We start from the raw sequence: 18,463 nt of genomic DNA on the forward strand, positions 1-18,463 counted from the left end.
AATAAACAGAACCCCAAACCAACCAACAAGCCACCACGCAGACCCCGGTCCTCAACGCAACTCAGATCAACACCACAGCAACCTCAGTAATGCGGCGGCAACTCATCCCGCAGATTGCGCGGAGCCCCGCCCCCACCGCCATCCGGCGGCTGCTGGCGCAGCTGAATCACCTCCTGCGTGAGCCGGTCAATCAGCTCCTGCTGGCGAAAGATCGTCATGTTGAGTTGGTCCAGAAGATCCTCGGTGAAGCTGGCCTTGATCTCCAGGCTCTCCAGCCGCTCGATGATGCGCTGATGGTCAGCGCCCGGGCCCGAGGCCGACTCCATCAGAGGGCCTGACCCAGGCGCGCCACGCCTTCGCGGATCTTCTCCACATCGGCCGTCGCAAACGACAGGCGCAAGGTGGCGTTGTCGGGGTTGGCGCAGTAGAACGGCGTGCCCGGCACGAAGGCCACACCCTTTTCGATCGCACGCTTGGCCAGCACGTTGCCGTCCGCCACCTTGCCGCCCGCACCCGTGAGGCGGGCCCACACGAACAGGCCACCCTGGGGCTGCACGAATTCGATGGCGTCGCCCAGCTCCTTGCGCAGCGCATCGCCCATGGCTTGGGCGCGTTCGGCATACACCTTGCGCACCTTGGCCAGGGTGGCAGGCATGCGGCCGGCCTTGAGGTACTGGGCAGCGGTGGCCTGGGCGAAGGTACTGGTGTGGGCGTCGCTGAACTGCTTGCACATGGTGGCCTTGGCCAGCAGTTCGGCGGGGGCGATCATCCAGCCCACGCGCAGGCCAGGCGAGAGCACCTTGCTCATGGAGCCGCAGTGCGCCAGCAGCTCGCGGCTTCCGGGCACCGTGGCCGACAGGTTGAGCAGGCTCGGTGGCGGCGCTTCGCCGAAGTACAGGTCGCCGTAGGGGTCGTCCTCGACGATCAGGGTCTGGTGCTTCACGGCCATCTCCAGCACCTGTTTGCGGCGCTCCAGGCTCAGCATCACGCCGCTGGGGTTGCCGAAGGTGGGAATCAGGTAGACGAACTTGGGTTGGTGCTCGGCGATGAGCTTTTCGAGCTCATCGGTCTTCACCCCGTTCTCGTCGATGGGCGCGCTGATCAGCTCGGCGCCGTACAGGCGAAAGCACTGGATGGTGGCCAGGAAGGTCGGGCCTTCGACGATGACCTTGTCGCCGGGGCTGATGAGGGTCTTGCCCAGCAGGTCCAGCGCCTGCTGGCTGCCGGTGGTGACGATCAGGTTCTCGGGCGCCAGGTCTTTGGCGCCCTTGCTCGCCATGAAGGCGGCGAGCTGTTCGCGCAGGGGCTGGTAGCCTTCGGTGGCGCCGTACTGCAGCGCCGCACCGGGCTCGTCCGTCAGCGCCTGGTTGCTGGCCGCGCGGATGCCTTCCACGTCGAACATGGCGCTGTCGGGGAAACCACCGGCAAAGCTGATGATGCCGGGCTTGCCCAGGAGCTTGAAGAGCTCGCGGATGGCAGAGGTTTCTACATTGTTCAGGCGGTCGGCGAATTGCATGGAGTGGGATCCCGGTGGACAACAATGGGTAGTGAGTCCCCCATTGTCGCCAATTGGCGTGCAGGTTTCCTGCGGCTTGGCCGGTATGGAGGAAAATCCAGGCGGCCTCGGCAGGCAAACATGCTGCCACGCCGACGACGACAACAACGACGCCGTTGCAGCAAGTGGCACGTCAACATGGGATGCAGGTCCAGTTCATGGCGTGAACCCCCTGGGCGGTGAAGCAAGCCGCTTTGGTGTTCGACCTTGGGGAATGGGGGTCGCCTGGCGCAAAGATCAAGGCTGCGGCGGCACCAATGCCTCGGCCCGCTGGATGGCGCGCTGAACGGCCGGCCGCGCAGCCACCGCGTCGAACCACCGTGCAAGGTTGGGCAGGCCATCGAAGGTGACGTTGGCGAACGTGCGCCGCCACATCCATCCGAAGTGCGCAATATCGGCAATGGTGTAGTCGTCTCCTGCGACGTATGGGTGGCGGGCCAACACCTGGTCGAGCAGCGCGACCGTTCGATTCGCCTCGCTCTGGAACCTGTCGATTGCCAACGGCAGTTGCTCGCTGGCGTTCTTCTGAAAGAACCCCGCCTGGCCGAATGCCGGCGCAATCCCCGATGCATGGAAGAACAGTTGCTCGAACACGCGTGCCCGGGCCATGCCCGTCGTCGCAAGCAGCTTGCCGTGGCGTTCGGCGAGATAGACCAGGATGGCCGCAGATTCGGTCAAGGTATCGTCGCTTGCCGGACGTTCGTCGTCGACCAGGACCGGCACCTTGCCGTTGGGGTTGCGAGCGAGGTGGTCGGCGGCCTTCTGCTCACCCTTGCGGACGTTGACACCGATCAGCTCGTACCCGAGGTTCAATTCTTCAAGACCGATGAGAACCTTGATGCTGTTGGGCGTGGCGAATGCGTAGACCTTGTACATGGAAACCTTCGAATAAACGGGAGAGGCGCTGTGGAGCGCTCGGGATCTTCTTGAATGGGCGCGGCCAACATGCAAACTCGCGCGCAAAGGCGCAGGATTCGACCCAGGGTCGAGCGTCGGCACCTTTTGCTTGGCGGCCTCTGATCCGGCCGGGCCGGTCAGGCGCGCTGGCCGCCGGAGGCGGTGATCCGCTCGCCGGTCACCCAGGCCGAATCATCGGAGGCCAGGAACAGCGCCACGCGGGCGATGTCTTGCGGCTTGCCCGGACGACCGAACGGGATCGTTGCGACAATGGCCTTGACCGTCTCCTCCGACCAGCCCAGCGCTGCGATGCCTTCGGTGATAGTGCCACCCGGCGCCAGGGTGTTGACGCGGATATTCTTCGGCGCGAGCTCCATCGCGGTCACGCGCGTGATGGCGTCGACCGCGCTCTTGCTCGCAGCGTAGATCACCGAGTTGGGCATGAAGCCGACACTGGCGATGGAGCTGATGTTGATGATGCTGCCGCCATTCGGCCCGAAGTACCTGGCCGCTTCCTGCGTCGCGGTGATGACGCCGAGCACGTTGGTGGTGAACTCGCGATGGAATTCCTGCTCCGTTGCGGTTTCGAGAGGGCCGAACGCGTAGACGCCAGCATTGTTCACGAGGACGTCGAGCGTGCCGAAGGCGCGCTTCGATTCTTCGAAAAGCCGCTTGATGTCAGCGGTCTTCGAGAAGTCGGCCTGGATGGCGACGGCCTTGCCGCCGGCACCCTTGATCTCGGCGACCAGAGCATCCGCTGCGTCCTTGCTGGTCGAGTAGTTCACGACGACCGAAGCGCCGGATTGGGCGAAAAGCCTGGCGATTCCGGCGCCGATGCCCTTGGAGGCGCCGGTGACGATGGCAACCTTGCCGTTGAGAGTAGTCATGGATTTCTGTCCTTTGGGTTGACGGCGCCACCTTGGCGCCTGGACAAACTGTCGATGATCGAGGCACGCGTGAATAGGTGCGCAGGCAACTAAGACTTATTCGCCAGATGGATCGCTCGCCCCACGAATCGGGACGAAGATCTCAGGGCGCTGGACGAGGAGTCGAACCTGACCGAGCAAGCCAGGCCCCCGCATTTGCTCCCCTTGACCTTCAGCGATGGAGCGCGTTCGGCCTCATCAGGCACGCGTGCGCAACTCCCGCACGCCGCGGCCCAGCTTGCGCCGCAACAGGACGCGCAAGCTGACACCATCGGCGTAACCGATCTGCGCGGCGATCTGGTCGATGCTCTCGCTGCCCGTGCGCAGCAGATGCACCGCACGTTCGACACGCAGGTCCTGGAAGTACGACAGCGGCGTCTTTCCCAAGACACTGTGCAGGCGCCGCGACAACGTGCGTTTGCTGGCGCCAACTGCGATGGCCGCCTCGTCGAGTGAGAAACCCCGTGCCAATTGCTGCCTGGCCCAGCCCTCGAAACGCTCGACGACGGGGTCTGCGTGGGACAGGTGGTCCGGGATGACGAACTCGGCTTGCGAGCCGCGCGCCTCGATCAGCAGGTAGCGCGCCGCCAGCGTTGCCAGCGCAGGGCTGCGACTGCGGACGATGCTCAGCGCAAGGTCGAGATGAGCGAGGGCTGCGCCGGCCGTGATGAATCCGGAGGACTTCACGAGCATGCTGGATTCGTCGAGCGCGACCTGCGCATAACGCTGCCGAAACATCGGCGCCAGCCACCACGACGTCGTGGCGCGGTGGCCATTGAGCAATGCGCTCTCGGCCAGTACAAATGTGCCGGTGCATGCCGCACCCGCCATAGCACCGGCGTTCGACCACCGCTGCAAGGCAAGGATGGCGTCGGCAACGTCTGCTTGCGCGAGGCGCGCCGCAAGCACGTCCGGCATCTTGGCGCCGAGCGCGGGCACGAGCACCACATCAGGCGCCATCACCTGGCTCACAGGCACGACCGGCACCGTGAGCCCCTGCGCGGTGCGCACGCGTCGCCGAACGCCCACCAGCGTCACTTCAACAGGCCCAGGCACCTGCGCGAGCGACCCCGCCAACTGGTTGGCCGTGCCGAACGTGTCGGCAAGCGCCGCCAGGCCCAGGTCGAACACACCATCAAGAACGAGAATGTGGAGGCGCATGGCAATAATGATAATGATGTTGGCGTTCTTGCCACTCGCTGACTACAGCGATCACGGGGAAACTCACGGCTCGCAACCTCATTCACCTGTTCGACCAGAGGATCACTCCATGTCCAAATTTGCCCTGTTCGTCCGCCTCGAGGCCAAGCCAGGCCAGGAGGCAGCCGTTGCCGCTTTCCTTGCCGGCGCCCTGCCACTTGCCAACGCCGAGTTGCAGACCACCACCTGGTTCGCGTTGCGGTTCGGCCCCTCCACGTTTGGCGTCTTTGACACTTTTGCCGATGAGGAGGGCCGCCAGGCCCACCTGAGCGGCCCCATTGCCGCTGCGTTGATGGCCAACGCCGAGGCCCTGCTCAGCACGCCACCGAGCATCGAGAAGATCGACCTGCTGGCGGCGAAGCTGCCCGGCTGACAAGCGGGGCACCGCGCACGCTCCTACCGACGAAGTTCCGCGATCAGGTATTCGACCAGCGCGCGTGCCGAGGGCTTGGGCGGTCGTCCTGGCGTGAACATGCCGTGGACTTCGACATCGCCCATGCGCCAATCCGACAGCACCTGAATCAGCGAACCGTTGGCCAGTTCGGCACGACAGCCCCACAGGGCTGTCGTCACTACACCGATGCCTGCCACAGCGGCGGCGACCGCCGCTTCGTTGGCGGACACGTTCAGACGACTGTGGATGCGCACGGATACGCTCTGGCCCTCCCTCTCAAAGGACCACGTGCCGGCGCTCGTTCCTGCAGGCCCTACGATCACCGCATGCGCAGCCAAGTCTGCTGGTGCCTTGGGCGTGCCGTTTGCCTTCAGGTAGGTGGGCGATGCCGCAACGATCCGCTGCGTTCGGCCCATCAGGCGCGCGGTTGCGCTCGAGTCTGCCAACACGCCGAGGCGAAGTGCGACATCAACGCCTTCCTTGATGGTGTCTTGCCGTTGGTCGCTCATCAACAAGCTGACGTTCAGTGCAGGATGGCGCGCGAGAAATCCCGGCATCACAGGAACGATTTCGCGCACGCCAAAGCTCGAGGGCATGGCGACACGCAGCGACCCACGCAATTCCAGCGATCCCCGCGCCACATGGTCGGCCTCTTCAAGCGCCGCCAGGATCGTTTCCACACGTGCCAGATAGTCGCTGCCGACGTCGGTGAGCGTGACGGCCCGCGTCGTTCGGGTGACCAAAGCTCCGCCCACGTCCTTTTCCAGTGCCGCGATGATGCGTGAGACCGACGGCTGCGACAGGTCGAGCTCCCGCGCTGCGGCGGAGAAGCTTCCCGTGCGCGCAACGCGCGCGAAAAGTCGAAGGGCCAGCAGTTTGTCGTTCATGCGAGGGTCCGGTGCTTGGCTTGACGATACCAGCTGTCGCGCTTCGCCGTTGAATCCGCCCCCTCACACTCTGTGCCGCGCCGCCCTCTCACACGAGCCGGGGCTCGGAGGGGCCGCGCGCGCCGATGCCACGTGCACGCGCCAAAAGGAATCCAGCGGGCGTCTGTGGGCAAAATAGGTCCGGAGCCAACAGCGCATGCCGCATACCGCCAACCCAGACAACGGAGACACTGACCATGCCCCTCGAAATCCGCCAACTACCCAAAATGCGCCTGGCCTGCATGCGCCACACCGGCCCCTACGGCCCCGCCCTGGGCCAGCTATGGGAGCGCTTTGGCCAGTGGTGCGCCGAGCACCGCCTGAGCGAGCCACGCCCCAAGTTTTACGGCATCAGCCTGGACAACCCCGCCTGCACGCCGCCCGAGCAATGCCGTTACGACGCCTGCGTACAGGTGGGTGTGGGCCTGCGCACGGGGACGGATGCGCAGGTGCAGGATTTTCCGGGCGGCGACTATGCGTGCAAGCGCTTCGAAGGCACGAGCGCCGAGATCGGTGCGGCCTGGGCCAGCATGGGCGCCCCGGGGCAGATCCCCGAGGGATGGGTGCTGGATGCGCGCCCGGCCATCGAGGTCTATGACGAGGACTTTGCGATGGCCCCAGAGACCGGAGTCTTCGCATGCTGGCTTTATGTGGCAGTGAGGCGCGCAGCCTGACCCACCCCTAACGCCTGTGGCTTCGGAACAGATGAGCCTGCGCGGACCCATCGAAATGCCAGGGCGCGCCAGCCATCACAGCGCAAGGGTTGCGCTTGCGTCCAGCACCCAAAGCCTGGCCAGCAGCGACTGGGACCGCGCCTGCCCGATGACAGGTTCTGCCAACTCCAGAAATTTGCCGTCCAGCTCAGCGTCCGTGAGGGCCTGCTCCGGGTCGCCTTTGCGGTTGGGCTGAAAGTGCGAGAGCTGGCGCCCATCCACCGTCTCGATGTCGATGCGCGCAGACCGCTGGCCCGGAAAGGCGGCATCGAGCATCGGATCCACCTCGACGGTTATGCGCTCCATCAGCGCGCGGGTAGCGGGGTCGTCCAGGCGGTTTGGGTCGTAGGCCGCCAGACGAACGCTGCCATGCGATAGCGCAGTGGCCACCACGTAGCTCAGGCTGAACCGTGCTTCGTTGGCCGTGGTCGGATGGGTGTAGCAGGCGATGTCGAGGGCGGGACGGTAGGTCGCCACCCGCACGCTCTTGATCTGGTCGGCCTGGAGCTGGTGACGCTGCCGCAGTTCCAGCGCGCCATCGATGGCTGCAAACGTGTGGCCGCACCCGATGTGGTTCTTGAACGTCAGGCGGGTGATGTGAAAGTCCTGTCCCAGCGTTGCGCCGACCTGGGACCAATCGGGACCATTGCTCATGGCCTGGCCCAGACCGGTTTCCCCGTCCAGCACGTCGAGCGATCCGGTCAGGCCGCGCGAGGCCAGCTGCGCGGCAAGCAAGCCCGCCTCGGCCGCGCGCCCTGCGTGCAGGGGCTTGGACATCGAGTCCATGCGGAACGCCTGCTGAAGCCCGGCGGCAAAGGTCGCGGCGGTTGCCAGCGCGTGGGCAAACGCAGGCCCATCCAGCCGCATGAGCCCGCCCACCGCGGCCGCTGCGCCAAAGCTGCCGACGGTACCGGTGCTGTGCCAGAACTGGTAGTGGGGCCGGCCCATCACCACGCCGATACGGGTAGACACCTCGTAGCCGAGCACCACCCCGCGCAGAAAATCGAGACCCGAGACGCCAAGGTCCTGCCCCGCAGCCAATGCGGCCGCAATGGTGGCGGCGCCCGGGTGGTACATCGCATCGCGAAAACTGTCGTCCACCTCGGCCGCATGCGCCGCAGCGCCGTTGATGAGTGCGGCGGTGCGCGCGGTGCTCGCACGCCCGCCCCCCAGGAAAGCGCGCCCCCGGTCGAGGTCGTCCACAAGGGTCTGCTCCAGGATCGCGACGGGCGGTGTGTTCAGCCCCGGGAACAGGGAGGCGTACCAATCGATCACGGCACGCTTGGCGTGGTGGATCACCTCGCCGGACAGCGGTTGTCGCTGGAACTCGGTGGCATACCGGGCAAAGATTTCTGTAGCGTGCATTTCAGGTTTCCAGACAGGGGGACAAATTCTCAAGCACTTCGTGCCCGCTTCGCAGCCATCAGGCCAGCACCACCACACCGTCGGCCGCGCGAACTCCCTGGCCCTGGGGAAGCACGAACACCGGGTTGATCTCGGCTTCGACCAGGCGCTCGCCGAGCTGGGCCGCCATCTGCGAGAAGGCCACGATGGCGGTGACCAGTGCATCGACGTCGGCCAGCGGCCGGCCACGAAAGCCATCCAGCAGCGGCCAGGTCTTGAGCTCCTGCGCCATGGCCAGCGCATCAGCGCGCGACAGCCAGCCGTTGGGTGGCAGCAGGCGCATGGTCGTGTCCTTGAACAGCTCGGCCGTGACACCCCCCATGCCCAGCAAGATGGCCGTACCCAGTGCGTCACGGTGCATGCCCAGGATCAGCTCGGTGCCGCCACCGACCATCTCCTGGACGAGGAAGCGCTTGGGCAGCACGCCGGCCTTGGTCTCGACTTCCGACGCCATGGCGCCGAGGCGCGCACCGATGGTCTCGGCCGTCAGGTTCACCGCCACACCGCCCACGTCGCTCTTGTGCGTGATCTCGGCCGAGAGAATCTTCAGCACCACGCGGCCACCCAGTTCACGCGCTGCAGCTTCGGCCTCGGCGGGAGAGGCGACGATGCGTTCGCCCGCACAGGGCACGCCGAAGCGTGTGAACAGCTGCTTGGCCTGGTATTCGTCCAGAGCGCCGGTCGGCAGATCTTGCACAGCCACCAGCGCAGCTGGCTCGCTGCACTCGACCTGCGGTTGCAACTGCGCCACCTGGAACATGGCGTGCAGGGCCGCCGTGCAGCTCTCCGCCGCCGCGAAAGCAGGCACGCCACGCTGCGTGAGCAGCGCTCCCACTTCGGGCGCATGCGGACTGACGTAAGCAATCACCGGCTTGTCGGAATGGGGCAGGCAGTCCCCTATGGCACTGGCCAGCAGCTCGGGCATGGCCAGGCTGGAAGAGCCCACGATGATGGTCAGCGCGTCGTAACTTGGGCTCTTGAGCAGCACATTGATGGCCCCGCGCAGCAGGTCGGGTTGGAGGCCGGCCAGCGTCACGTCGATGGGGTTGCGGTCCAGCACGGCATGGTCACCGGTCTGCAGCGCACGCAGGGCCTCGGCCGTGGCGGCGTCGGGTGCGGGGGTGTCGAAGCCGGCCATGCCCAGATCGTCGGACACCAGCGTGCCGGCGCCGCCAGTGGAGGTCAGGATGGCGACGCGCTTGCCATGCAGCTTGCGGCCGGTGGCCAGCGCGGCCGGAATGTCCAGCAGGTCGCTGAAGGTGTGCGCGCGGATCACGCCGACCTGCTTGAACAGCGCGTCGTACATGCGGTCGGCGCCAGCCAGCGCACCGGTGTGCGAAACAGCCGCCTTCGCACCGGCTTCGGAGCGGCCGATCTTGAACGCCACCACCGGCTTGCCGGCGCGCGCGGCCTTGAGGCAGGCGCTGCGAAACTTGGCAGGGTCGCGCACGGTCTCCACATACAGGGCAATGACCTTGGTGGCCTCGTCATCGGCCAGGTGGTCGATGAAGTCGGCCAGTTCCAGGTCCACCTCGTTGCTGGTGGAGATCAATTTGGACAAGCCCACGCCACGCGCCGCTGCGCGCGACAGCAGTGCACCCAGGATGCCGCCGCTTTGCGACACGACGCCAATGCCGCCCACCGGGAAATGCGCCATCTCCAGCGCACCGGTGGCCGACAGCACGATGGAGTCGGTCAAATTGACGAGACCGATGGTGTTGGGGCCCAGAATGCGCATATCGCCTGCGGCCTCGATCAGTTGCTGCTGCCGGCGTGCGCCCTCCTCGCCGGTTTCGGTATAGCCGCTGGCCAGGACGATGACCGCGGCAGTGCCCCGGGCTGCGAGGTCCCGCACGGCCAGGTGCGCCCGCTCCGCGCCCAGCAGGACGATACCGACGTCAGGCACCGCAGGCAGCGAAGCGATGTCCGGGTAGCAGACCAGGTCGCCGATCCGGTCCACCTTGGGGTTGACCGGGTAGATTTCGCCGGCAAAGCCGTGCTTGAGCAGATAGGACACGGGGCGGCCTGCGGTCTTGGCGGCATCGGCGGATGCGCCAATGATGGCCACGCTGCGGGGCTGGAGGAGGCGGGAAATGGCGTTCATGGGTGTTACTCCTTGCTGGCAGTTGCCGAAGCCTTTGCCAAAAAGGCCATCACCGCATCGCGGTGCTCGGTGCTCGTGTAGCAGATGCCTTGTGCCTGGCTGCCTTGTGCGAACACCTGCTGTGCCGACATCTCGAAGGTTTGGTCCAGGATCGCCTTGCCCAGCGCCAGTGCGGTGGCCGAACCCTGGCTGAGCTCGGCTGCCCAGGCCTGCGCATCGACCACCAGCGTCTGCGCCGAGGTCTTTCGGTCCACGATGCCCATGGCCAGCGCCTCGTCCACATCGACCTTGCGGCCCGTGAAGATCAGCTCCTTGGCCTTGGGCAGCCCGACGCGGCGGGGCAGGAAGTACATGCCTCCGCCATCGGGAATGATGCCGCGGTGGATGTAGGACCAGGAGAAATTCGCCCATTCATTGGCGATGATGAAATCGCATGCCAGCGCCGTGTCGGCGCCCAGCCCGGACGCCGCGCCGTTCACTGCGGCGATGGTGGGCTTGGGCATGGTGTGCAGCAGGGTCTGCGTGTGGTGCACGCGCTGCTGGCGGTGCCAGCCGTTGAAGGCGATTTCCCCGGTGGGGGCGTTCATGCGGCGCTCCATGCCGGAGATGTCACCGCCCGCACAGAATCCCTTGCCGTTGCCGGTGAGCACCAGCGCCCGTATCGATTTTTCGGCGCTGACATGCTCCAGCGCCGCGATGAACTCGGTGCGCATATCGTCGCTCATCGCATTGCGCTTGTCAGGGCGGTTCAGCGTGAGCGTGGCGATGCCATGGGTAACGTTGAGTTCAATGAGCTCTGTGGTCATTTTCTGCTTTCGAAAGGCTAGTCATTGGTGATCTTGTTGTCCTTGACGACCTTGCGCCAGCGGGCCTCTTCGCCCTTGGCGTAGGTGTCGAATTCCTGGGGTGAGCTGCCCTTGACGATGAGCCCTTCGGCTTCCATCTTCTTGCGGAAGGCATCGGTGAAGACCGCCTTCCTGGCTGCGGCGTTGAGCTTTTCGATCACATCGGGAGGTGTTCCTGCAGGGGCGAAAAGGCCGTACCAGCTGTCGGCCACGTACCCCGGAACGCCGCTCTCCGCGACGGTCGGCACCTTCAACAGGACATGTGAGTTGGAGCGTGCCGCCGTCGTCACCGCCAAGGCTCGCAGTTGCCCCTTGTCAACCATGGTTCCCACGGCTGCCGCTGTGGCAAACATCACATCCACTTGGCCGCCCAGCAAGTCGGTGAGGGCGGGTCCCGCTCCGCGATAGGGCACATGGATCAGGTTCGTTGCAGTGAGGTTCTTGAACAATTCACCGGCCAGATGGGCCGATGTGCCCGCCCCCTGCGACGCAAAGGAAAGCTTGCCTGGGTCCGCCTTGGCGGCGGCGATGACGTCCTTCACGGATTTGTACGGACTGCTGGCCCGCACGACCAGCACATTGGGTGATACACCCACCAGCATCACGGGTGCGAAGTCCTTGTCGTGGTTGTAGGGCAGCTTGGGCTGAATGCTGGGATTGACCACATGCGCCACGGTCGCCATCACCATGGTGTAGCCGTCAGGCGCGCTCTTGGCTGCCGCATCGGTTCCGATGAGGGTTCCAGCGCCGGGCTTGTTGTCGATGATCACCGGCTGGCCCAGCTCCTGGCCCATGACCACCGTCATGGAGCGAGCGACCAGGTCCGTACCGCCACCTGGCGCAAATGGCACGATGATGCGCACGGGTTTGTCTGGGAACGCCGCGTTGGCAGGAGCGGCGTTCAAGCCGTTCAAGACCGCTGCGGTCGCGATGACCAAAGCGATGCGCGAACGCGCAGAAAGCAGGGATTGGTGCATTTTTTGTCTCCATTTATAGGGATTTGACCCACGTCAAGTGGCCTCAGGGAGCGGCATGATCGACCGCCTCACTCACAGGGTTAGAGTAAGAGAACGCCTTCTCCAGTGCACCCCCTTCATTCCACTGGTTGGAAATGAATACCCTCGACAAAGACCACCATGACCCCACCTTCCAGCAGTGCCGCAAGACGCAAGAACCATGAGGAGCCCACCTTGAACCGGTCGCTGGAGCGTGGGGTGGAGCTCCTGCGGGCGTTCCGGCCAGGCGCTGATCTGCTGGGAAACGGCGAGTTGGCGGAGCGCACGGGGCTGTCGCGGGCCACCGTCAGCAGACTGGCGCAGACCCTGGTGCAGTGCGGTCTGCTGGAGCATGACGGCGCGCGGCGCGCCTATCGGCTTGCGGCCCCGGTACTGAGCTTTGCGCACGCCATGCGATCGGGCTCACCGGTGCTGCAGATCGCGGCGCCGTTGATGCGCACTGCGGCGGAGAAGCTGCGCGTCAACGTGGGGCTGGCCGTGGCGGACCGCGAGGAGATGGTGTATCTGGAGTCCATCCGCTACAACAGGAAGGTATCGCTGCGAAGCGTGGTGGCGGGCCAGCGCGTGCCCATTGAACTCACATCCCTGGGGCGCGCGTATCTGTGCGCGATCTCCGAAGCGCAGCGGCGCGGGCTGATGGCCAGGCTGGGTCAGCAGCGTCTGTCTGGCTGGAAGGCGTTGCGCGAAGAGATCCTCGCGGCGGTGCAGCAGTTCGGCGAAAAGGGCTACTGCACCGCCTCCTGGCAACCCGAGGTGGTCGCCCTCGCGATCCCCATCGTCACGCCCAGCGGCTCCATCTACGTGCTCAACATGAGTGTCACCACCCCGCAAAGCGCGCTGGAGATGGAAGCCGAACTCAGCGCGCCCCTCAAAGCGCTGGCCGAAAAGATCGGAGACGCACTTCGGCGCCTGGAGTGAGGATACCGGGCGTCAGCGTTCACCAAAGGAGCCTGCGCAGACCGCAGTGCGTTTTGCCGTAGCGGCGATGCCTCTCACCGCCACTGCTGCGCAAAGAACTCCGCCACCTGGTTCTCCAGCTGCGGCTGGTAGGCCACGCGGTCGAAGCCCGGCGGGTTGGCGGCGGCATCGCCCGCATCGGACGGTAGCGGCATGGACGGCTGCGCCATGAAAGCGAAGTGCCCCGCCCCCGCTGCCGTGCTGGCCTGGGCCCTGGGCAGGTGGGCGACCACGTGGCCGCCGTGGTACTTGCCGACCAGCACCACATCGCGCTCGGCCACGATGACGCGCACCGGCACGGTGATGGCCACTAAGCTCTCGGGGGTGAACACCACGGCCATGGGGGCCAGGGCGACCACGGCGCGGATGCGGCGGTCGGGCACCGAGACGCGCAAGGCGTCTGGCGCAACGCCCTTGCCGCTGGCGGCAGGCACCGCAGCGCCTGCCGGGGACCCCTTGGCCAGGGAGCAGAAGCCCGGGTCGTCCTGGACGGTAGCGCAGTGCCGGGCCGCGCGCGCGGGTTCGGCCTCGGCCCCGGCCAATGCCAGCACCGTATAGCCCCCGGCCGAATGCCCCACGGCGCCGATGCGCTCCGCCGGGATTCGGCTACCCCATTCGGGGCTGGCCAGCAGCGCGTCGAGCACCCGGCTGACCTGGCGAGGGCGCTCGCCGAAGTAGTGGCCCGAGGTGATCATGGAGCGGTCTTGCCAGTTGTCGCCGGGGTGGCGCAGGGCCGCGACCAGGTAGCCATCCCTGGCCAGCCGGGTGGCCAGGTTGTGGTGCCCCACCTCGGAGCCACCCGTGCCGTGCGAAATCAGCACCAGCCCCTTGAGCGGCGCCTGCCCCGCCGGAGCGCCCGGTGCAACCAGGGGCTGCCAGGGGCCCATGGGCAGGGCGCGGGCGACTGCGGCCGTGGGGTAGAACAATGCGACGCTGATGGGCGCGTCACCCGGGACGGTGAGCGTGCGGTAACCGGCTTGTTGCGCGCCGGCCTGGCCGGCGAGGCCCAGCAGGGCGGCGGCGGCAAGGGTCTGGAACAGTGTCTTCATCATGGTGTGTCTTCCTTCAAGGGCCGCTACGGCAGCGGCTTGACGGCACTGTAGGCACACACATCCACGAGTTCTATCGCATTGCGACGAAATGCCAAAAGGCTTCGCCAAACGCATGGCTACTGGGGCAAATTGCGCCCAACGGCCCATGGTGAGCAGCACATTTCAGCGCACTGCCGGCCGCTCTCCACCCACCCGTTCGCCATACTCCCGCTCCAGCGACTCCCGCTCACGCAGCGCCTGGGGATCTGCAGCATCGCGCGCCAGGCGCTGCTCGATGTCATCGAGCCGGGCCCGGTAGGCAGCCAGTTCCCTGATGTTTCCGCTCGCAGAGCATGCGCTGGTGGTGTAGCCCTTGGTCGTGCTGCCATGCGCATACACAAGCATGAGGTCGCCGACATAGGGCCGCCAGCCACAGTTGCTGCCATTGCCTTCGGCGTAGTCCACATCCACCCGGCCTTCCGGCTCACCCTTCCAGAGCCTGGTCACACGGAATGTCGCGCGCATAAGTCCCGTTGTTCGCAGGAGCTCGGGCAGGGCTTTGTCACTCGGCGCGTGCAATGCAGCCACTGGCTGGATATTGACGGCCTTGCCCTCGAAGATCAACTGGGCCGCGCCGATACGCTCTTTGTCTGTTGTCAGAGGGCACATGCAGGCCAGTGCCTGCAGAGGCCAGCAGCAGGACAGAAAAGCAAATAGAGACAGGCTGATGTGTTGCATGAAGAATCTGGGGTTTGCGCGCATTGTGCAACCGATTCAGCCCTTGATCACAACACCGATGCGCACCCTGACCTTACCGGTTTCACAGGTGCTCTGGAACTCGGGTCAAGCAACATCCGCCCGCTTTTAGTCAGTCGCTGCGGATATCCGCCCTGGCCGCCACCGCGCGCATGGCCGGCAGCTCGCGCTCGATGCGGGCGCGCAGGCCGTCGCCGTTGGACCAGGAGGGCGTGAGCCCGATGTCCACCAGCTTCTTCTTGAACTCGGCCGAGGCCATGGTGTCGGCCAGGGCCTTCTCCAGTTTGGCCTGCACGGGCGCGGGCAGGCCGGCGGGCCCGACGAAAGCGAACCACGAGCCCATGTCGAAGCCGGGGTAGCCGCTTTCTGCCACGGTGGGCACACTGGGCAACAGGGCCAGGCGCTGCGCGCCCAGGGCGACGATGGGCTTGATCTTGCCGGCCTTGATGAGCGGGGTGGATGCCACCACCGTATCGACCGCGAACTGCACCTGCCCGCCCATCAGCGCGGTGAGGTTGGGCGCGCTGCCGTTGAAGGGCACGTGCAGCATCTTCGCGCCGGTGGTGGACTTGAGCACCTCGCCGCCGAAGTGCACCGACGAGCCGGTGCCGTAGGAGCCATACGAGAACTTCTCGGGCGCGGCCCGGGTCTGGGCGATCACGTCCTTGAGCGTGCTGCCGGGCGTGTCGTTGTGGGCCACCAGCAGCAGGCCCATGTCGGCCACCAGGCCCAGTTGCGTGAAGCTGCGCACGGGGTCGTACGGCAGGTTGCTGCGGATGGCGGGGTTCAGCGTAAAGGTGGTGTTGGCGCCCAGCAGCAGCGTATAGCCATCGGCCGGGGCCTTGGCCACGATGGAGGCCCCAACCACAGTGCCGGCACCGGCCCGGTTCTCCACCACCATGGGCTGGCCCAGGCGCTCGCCCATCGAGGTGGCCAGCAGGCGCCCCAGGATGTCGGTGGCACCGCCGGGTGCAAAGGGCACGACGAGCTTGATGGGGCGATCAGGGTAGCCCTGCTGCGCCAACGCTACGGCGGGCACCGCCAGCACGGCTGCACCGGCCACAAGACACGACAGGAAACGGGAGCGCGGCATGGGCATGGGGAACATCTCCAGGAGCAACAGGACGAAGGGATGGGGGGAGGCGAAGAACGACGGCAACCGATCAGCGCAGCAGCGGACTGCGCACACGCGAGTAACCACTGGCCAGGTCGTACGCATGGCCGATCTGCAGCACGGCCGCGTCGGACTGCGCGGGCCCGATGATCTGCAGGCCGGCCGGCAGGCCCTCGGGGCCAAAGCCCGCGGGCGCCGCCAGCGCGGGCAGGCCGGCCATGGTGGCGGGCACCACGGTTTCCATCCAGCGGTGGTAGGTGTCCATGCGGCGCCCGGCCACTTCGTGCGGCCAGTCCAGGCTGGCGTCGAAAGGGAACACCTGGGCCGCGGGCAGCACCAGGAAGTCGAAGCGCGTGAACAGCCCGCGCAGCACCTGGTACCAGGCCGTGCGCACGCGCGCTGCGTCATAGACCTGCATGGCAGTCAGCGCCAGGCCGCGCTGTATCTCCCACACCGCCTCGGGCTTGAGCTGGGCGCGCTTGGCACTGTCGTGGTAGAGCGCCGCATTGGCACCCGCCACGCTGAAGCTGCGCAGATCGAGCCAGGCCTTCCACAGCTGCTCCATATCGAAGTCAACCACGGCCTTCTCCACCGTGCAGCCCACGGTGCGGAAATGGCCCAGTGCCTTCTCGCAGGTGGAGTACAGGCCTGGGTCGGTGGGCAGGTAGCCGCCCAGGTCGCCCAGCCAGCCGATGCGCGTGCCCTTGAAGTCGCGCTCCAGCGGCTGGCCGAAGGCAGCCACGTCGTCGCTGCGGCGCGTGAGCGGCAGGCGCTCGTCAAAACCGGCCTGCACCGACAGCAGCAGCGCCAGGTCGGGGATGTTGCGCGCCATGGGCCCGGTCACGCTGAACTGCTGGAAGAACACCTCCTCCGACGGCCCGTGCGGCACCAGGCCGGGCGAAGTGCGCAGGCCATACACATTGTTGAACGCGGCCGGCGTGCGCAGCGAGCCCATCATGTCCGAGCCATCGGCCACGGGCAGCATGTGCAGGGCCACGGCCACGCCGGCACCGCCGCTGCTGCCGCCGGCCGAGCGCGCCGGGTCGAAGGCGTTGCGCGTGGTGCCGTACACCGGGTTGTAGGTGTGCCCGCCCAGGCCGAACTCGGGCGAATTGGTGCGGCCGATGAACAGCGCACCGCTGGCGCGCATGCGCTCGAACACCACGGCATCGGTGGTGGTGACCTGGCCGGCGAAGAGGGGGGAGCCGCGCGTGGTGACCATGCCCGCAGCGGGCGCGATGTCCTTGGGCGCCTGGGGCATGCCGTGCAGCGGGCCCAGGCTCTGGCCACGCGCCAGTTGCGCATCGCGCTCGGCCGCCAGGGCGTGCAATGCACCGCGGTCGGCCATGGCCACCAGGGCGTTGACCACGGGGTTCAGGCGGTCCACCTGGGCCAGGTAGGCGTCGAGCACTTCCACGCACGAGACCTCGCGGGCATGGATGGCGCGCGACAGGCCCGTGGCCGTATGGGCGACGATGCCGCTGGGGGCGATGCCCGTGGCGGGCAGGCTGGAGAAGTCGGGCATGGTGGCGGCTGCGTTCGAATAAGTCATTTCGAAGTCAGCATAGGCAGGCTGCTGCTTTTCTGCAATCGACGATTTCTGAGGTTACCCTTGCGTTTTGCGCAAACCACAAGAGGTCACCCATGCTCTCCAGCCGCCTGCAGGACACGGCCCTGCGCTACTTTCTGGAGGTGGTGCGCAGCGGCTCGGTGAGCGAGGCGGCCACTCGGCTCAGCGTGTCGCCCTCGGCGGTGAGCCGGCAGGTGGCGGCGCTGGAGGATCTGTTGGGCGTGCCCCTGTTCGACCGGCGCCCGCGCGGCATGGCACCCAGCGCGGCCGGCGAGATGCTGGCCGCCCATGCGCGGCGCGGCGCGCTGGAGGCCGACCGCGTGGTAGCCGACATCAAGGCGCTGCAGGGGCTGCATACCGGGCTGGTGCGGCTGTGCAGCTCCGCCGGCTTTGCCATCGAGTTCTTGCCGCGCGTGATGGCGCAGTTCCGCACGCAGTACCCGGGCATCCAGTTCCACGTGCGCGTGGCCAGTCCGGCGGCGGTGACCACGGCGGTGCTGCACGGCGACGCAGACATCGGCCTGACCTACAGCCGCGCGGCCGAGCGCGACATCAGCGTGCAGCACCGCGAGGCCTCACCGGTGATCGCCATCATGCGGCCCGACCATGCCCTGGCGCGCTTCAAATCGATCACCCTGGCGCAGATGCACCCCCACCCCATCGCCCTGCCCGAGCGCGACAACACCGTGCGCCAGCTGTTCGACATCGGCTGCAGCCAGCGCGGCCTGGTGTTCGAACCGGTGCTGGTGTGCAACCACTTCGAGACGCTGACGCACTTCGTGCTGCACGGCGGCGGACTGTCGATATCGGGCGAGGTGACGGTGCGCGACCGCGTGCAGCGCGGCGAACTGCACGCCGCCCAGATCCGCGAGCCCGGCATGAGCGCCCGCGCGGTGGAGGTGCAGACGCTGGGCGGGCGCACCCTGCCGGCAGGGGTGCGCATGTTCCTCGAATTCCTGCGCGGGCAGCTGATCGACGGGCACCGGGCAGGCTAAGAGCGGCTAACAAAACTCAGCGAAGCGGTTCTGGCTAGGCGCTGCGTCGCAGGCAGTACG

General features: G+C 66.5%; 18 protein-coding genes. 4 read left to right on the forward strand and 14 right to left on the reverse strand.

Annotated features, from left to right (window positions below; translation table 11 throughout):
* Window positions 1–83: 83 nt before the first annotated feature.
* The 5 genes from ASE28_RS00545 to ASE28_RS00565 form a co-directional block, all read right to left on the reverse strand.
* Complete coding sequence (locus ASE28_RS00545) at window positions 84–326, reverse strand: SlyX family protein (RefSeq protein ID WP_057263744.1); 243 nt, start codon at window positions 324–326, stop codon at window positions 84–86.
* The gene (locus ASE28_RS00550; RefSeq protein ID WP_057263746.1) at window positions 326–1,516 is read right to left on the reverse strand and encodes a PLP-dependent aminotransferase family protein; all 1,191 of its coding nucleotides are present in this window, start codon (window positions 1,514–1,516) and stop codon (window positions 326–328) included. The genes ASE28_RS00545 and ASE28_RS00550 overlap by 1 nt, the downstream gene beginning before the upstream one ends.
* 276 nt (window positions 1,517–1,792) lie before the next feature.
* A complete protein-coding gene (locus ASE28_RS00555; RefSeq protein ID WP_057263748.1) occupies window positions 1,793–2,431 on the reverse strand; it encodes a glutathione S-transferase family protein in 639 nt (212 codons plus the stop codon).
* A 158-nt stretch (window positions 2,432–2,589) separates the two neighbouring features.
* A complete protein-coding gene (locus tag ASE28_RS00560; protein ID WP_057263750.1) occupies window positions 2,590–3,339 on the reverse strand; it encodes an SDR family NAD(P)-dependent oxidoreductase in 750 nt (249 codons plus the stop codon).
* Window positions 3,340–3,576: 237 nt separating this feature from the next.
* The gene (locus ASE28_RS00565) at window positions 3,577–4,539 is read right to left on the reverse strand and encodes a GlxA family transcriptional regulator (RefSeq protein ID WP_057263752.1); all 963 of its coding nucleotides are present in this window, start codon (window positions 4,537–4,539) and stop codon (window positions 3,577–3,579) included.
* A gap of 109 nt (window positions 4,540–4,648) precedes the next feature.
* Here ASE28_RS00565 and ASE28_RS00570 point away from each other — a divergent pair, with 109 nt between their 5' ends.
* A complete protein-coding gene (locus tag ASE28_RS00570; RefSeq protein ID WP_057201129.1) occupies window positions 4,649–4,951 on the forward strand; it encodes a hypothetical protein in 303 nt (100 codons plus the stop codon).
* A gap of 23 nt (window positions 4,952–4,974) precedes the next feature.
* Here the strand turns inward: ASE28_RS00570 and ASE28_RS00575 are convergent, their stop codons facing one another.
* Window positions 4,975–5,859, reverse strand: coding sequence for a LysR family transcriptional regulator (locus ASE28_RS00575; RefSeq protein WP_057263753.1), 885 nt, complete (start codon window positions 5,857–5,859; stop codon window positions 4,975–4,977).
* Between the two features lie 236 nt (window positions 5,860–6,095).
* On the opposite strand from ASE28_RS00575, the gene ASE28_RS00580 reads away from it, so the two are divergent.
* A complete protein-coding gene (locus tag ASE28_RS00580) occupies window positions 6,096–6,572 on the forward strand; it encodes a GyrI-like domain-containing protein (RefSeq protein WP_057263755.1) in 477 nt (158 codons plus the stop codon).
* A 75-nt stretch (window positions 6,573–6,647) separates the two neighbouring features.
* On the opposite strand, the gene ASE28_RS00585 is transcribed toward ASE28_RS00580, so the two are convergent.
* The 4 genes from ASE28_RS00585 to ASE28_RS00600 are packed head-to-tail and all read right to left on the reverse strand — an operon-like array spanning window position 6,648 to window position 11,941.
* Window positions 6,648–7,976, reverse strand: a complete 1,329-nt coding sequence (locus tag ASE28_RS00585; RefSeq protein ID WP_057263757.1) for an MmgE/PrpD family protein — start codon at window positions 7,974–7,976, stop codon at window positions 6,648–6,650.
* Between the two features lie 58 nt (window positions 7,977–8,034).
* Window positions 8,035–10,119 carry an acetate--CoA ligase family protein gene (locus ASE28_RS00590; RefSeq protein WP_057263759.1) on the reverse strand — a complete coding sequence of 695 codons (2,085 nt, stop codon included), beginning with the start codon at window positions 10,117–10,119 and terminating at the stop codon, window positions 8,035–8,037.
* A gap of 5 nt (window positions 10,120–10,124) precedes the next feature.
* Complete coding sequence (locus ASE28_RS00595) at window positions 10,125–10,925, reverse strand: enoyl-CoA hydratase/isomerase family protein (RefSeq protein ID WP_057263761.1); 801 nt, start codon at window positions 10,923–10,925, stop codon at window positions 10,125–10,127.
* 17 nt (window positions 10,926–10,942) lie between these two features.
* The gene (locus ASE28_RS00600) at window positions 10,943–11,941 is read right to left on the reverse strand and encodes a tripartite tricarboxylate transporter substrate binding protein (protein ID WP_057263763.1); all 999 of its coding nucleotides are present in this window, start codon (window positions 11,939–11,941) and stop codon (window positions 10,943–10,945) included.
* Window positions 11,942–12,100: 159 nt separating this feature from the next.
* Between ASE28_RS00600 and ASE28_RS00605 the strand changes: the two genes are divergently transcribed.
* Window positions 12,101–12,898 (forward strand): IclR family transcriptional regulator, encoded by a 798-nt coding sequence (locus ASE28_RS00605; protein ID WP_057263765.1) that lies wholly within the window; start codon window positions 12,101–12,103, stop codon window positions 12,896–12,898.
* Window positions 12,899–12,972: 74 nt separating this feature from the next.
* Here ASE28_RS00605 and ASE28_RS00610 read toward each other — a convergent pair whose 3' ends face one another.
* The 4 genes from ASE28_RS00610 to ASE28_RS00625 all read right to left on the reverse strand — a co-directional run bounded on the left by ASE28_RS00610 (window position 12,973) and on the right by ASE28_RS00625 (window position 17,363).
* Window positions 12,973–13,989, reverse strand: coding sequence for a hypothetical protein (locus ASE28_RS00610; RefSeq protein WP_057263767.1), 1,017 nt, complete (start codon window positions 13,987–13,989; stop codon window positions 12,973–12,975).
* A gap of 162 nt (window positions 13,990–14,151) precedes the next feature.
* On the reverse strand, window positions 14,152–14,706 hold the full coding sequence (locus ASE28_RS31750; protein WP_157421790.1) for a hypothetical protein: 555 nt from the start codon (window positions 14,704–14,706) through the stop codon (window positions 14,152–14,154).
* A gap of 130 nt (window positions 14,707–14,836) precedes the next feature.
* Complete coding sequence (locus tag ASE28_RS00620) at window positions 14,837–15,823, reverse strand: tripartite tricarboxylate transporter substrate binding protein (protein WP_057263771.1); 987 nt, start codon at window positions 15,821–15,823, stop codon at window positions 14,837–14,839.
* 64 nt (window positions 15,824–15,887) lie between these two features.
* Window positions 15,888–17,363, reverse strand: a complete 1,476-nt coding sequence (locus ASE28_RS00625; RefSeq protein ID WP_057264321.1) for an amidase — start codon at window positions 17,361–17,363, stop codon at window positions 15,888–15,890.
* 119 nt (window positions 17,364–17,482) lie between these two features.
* On the opposite strand from ASE28_RS00625, the gene ASE28_RS00630 reads away from it, so the two are divergent.
* A complete protein-coding gene (locus ASE28_RS00630) occupies window positions 17,483–18,403 on the forward strand; it encodes a LysR family transcriptional regulator (RefSeq protein WP_057263772.1) in 921 nt (306 codons plus the stop codon).
* Window positions 18,404–18,463 lie beyond the last annotated feature (60 nt).

Source organism: Acidovorax sp. Root219 (genome assembly GCF_001428665.1).
Classification (GTDB): domain Bacteria; phylum Pseudomonadota; class Gammaproteobacteria; order Burkholderiales; family Burkholderiaceae_C; genus Acidovorax.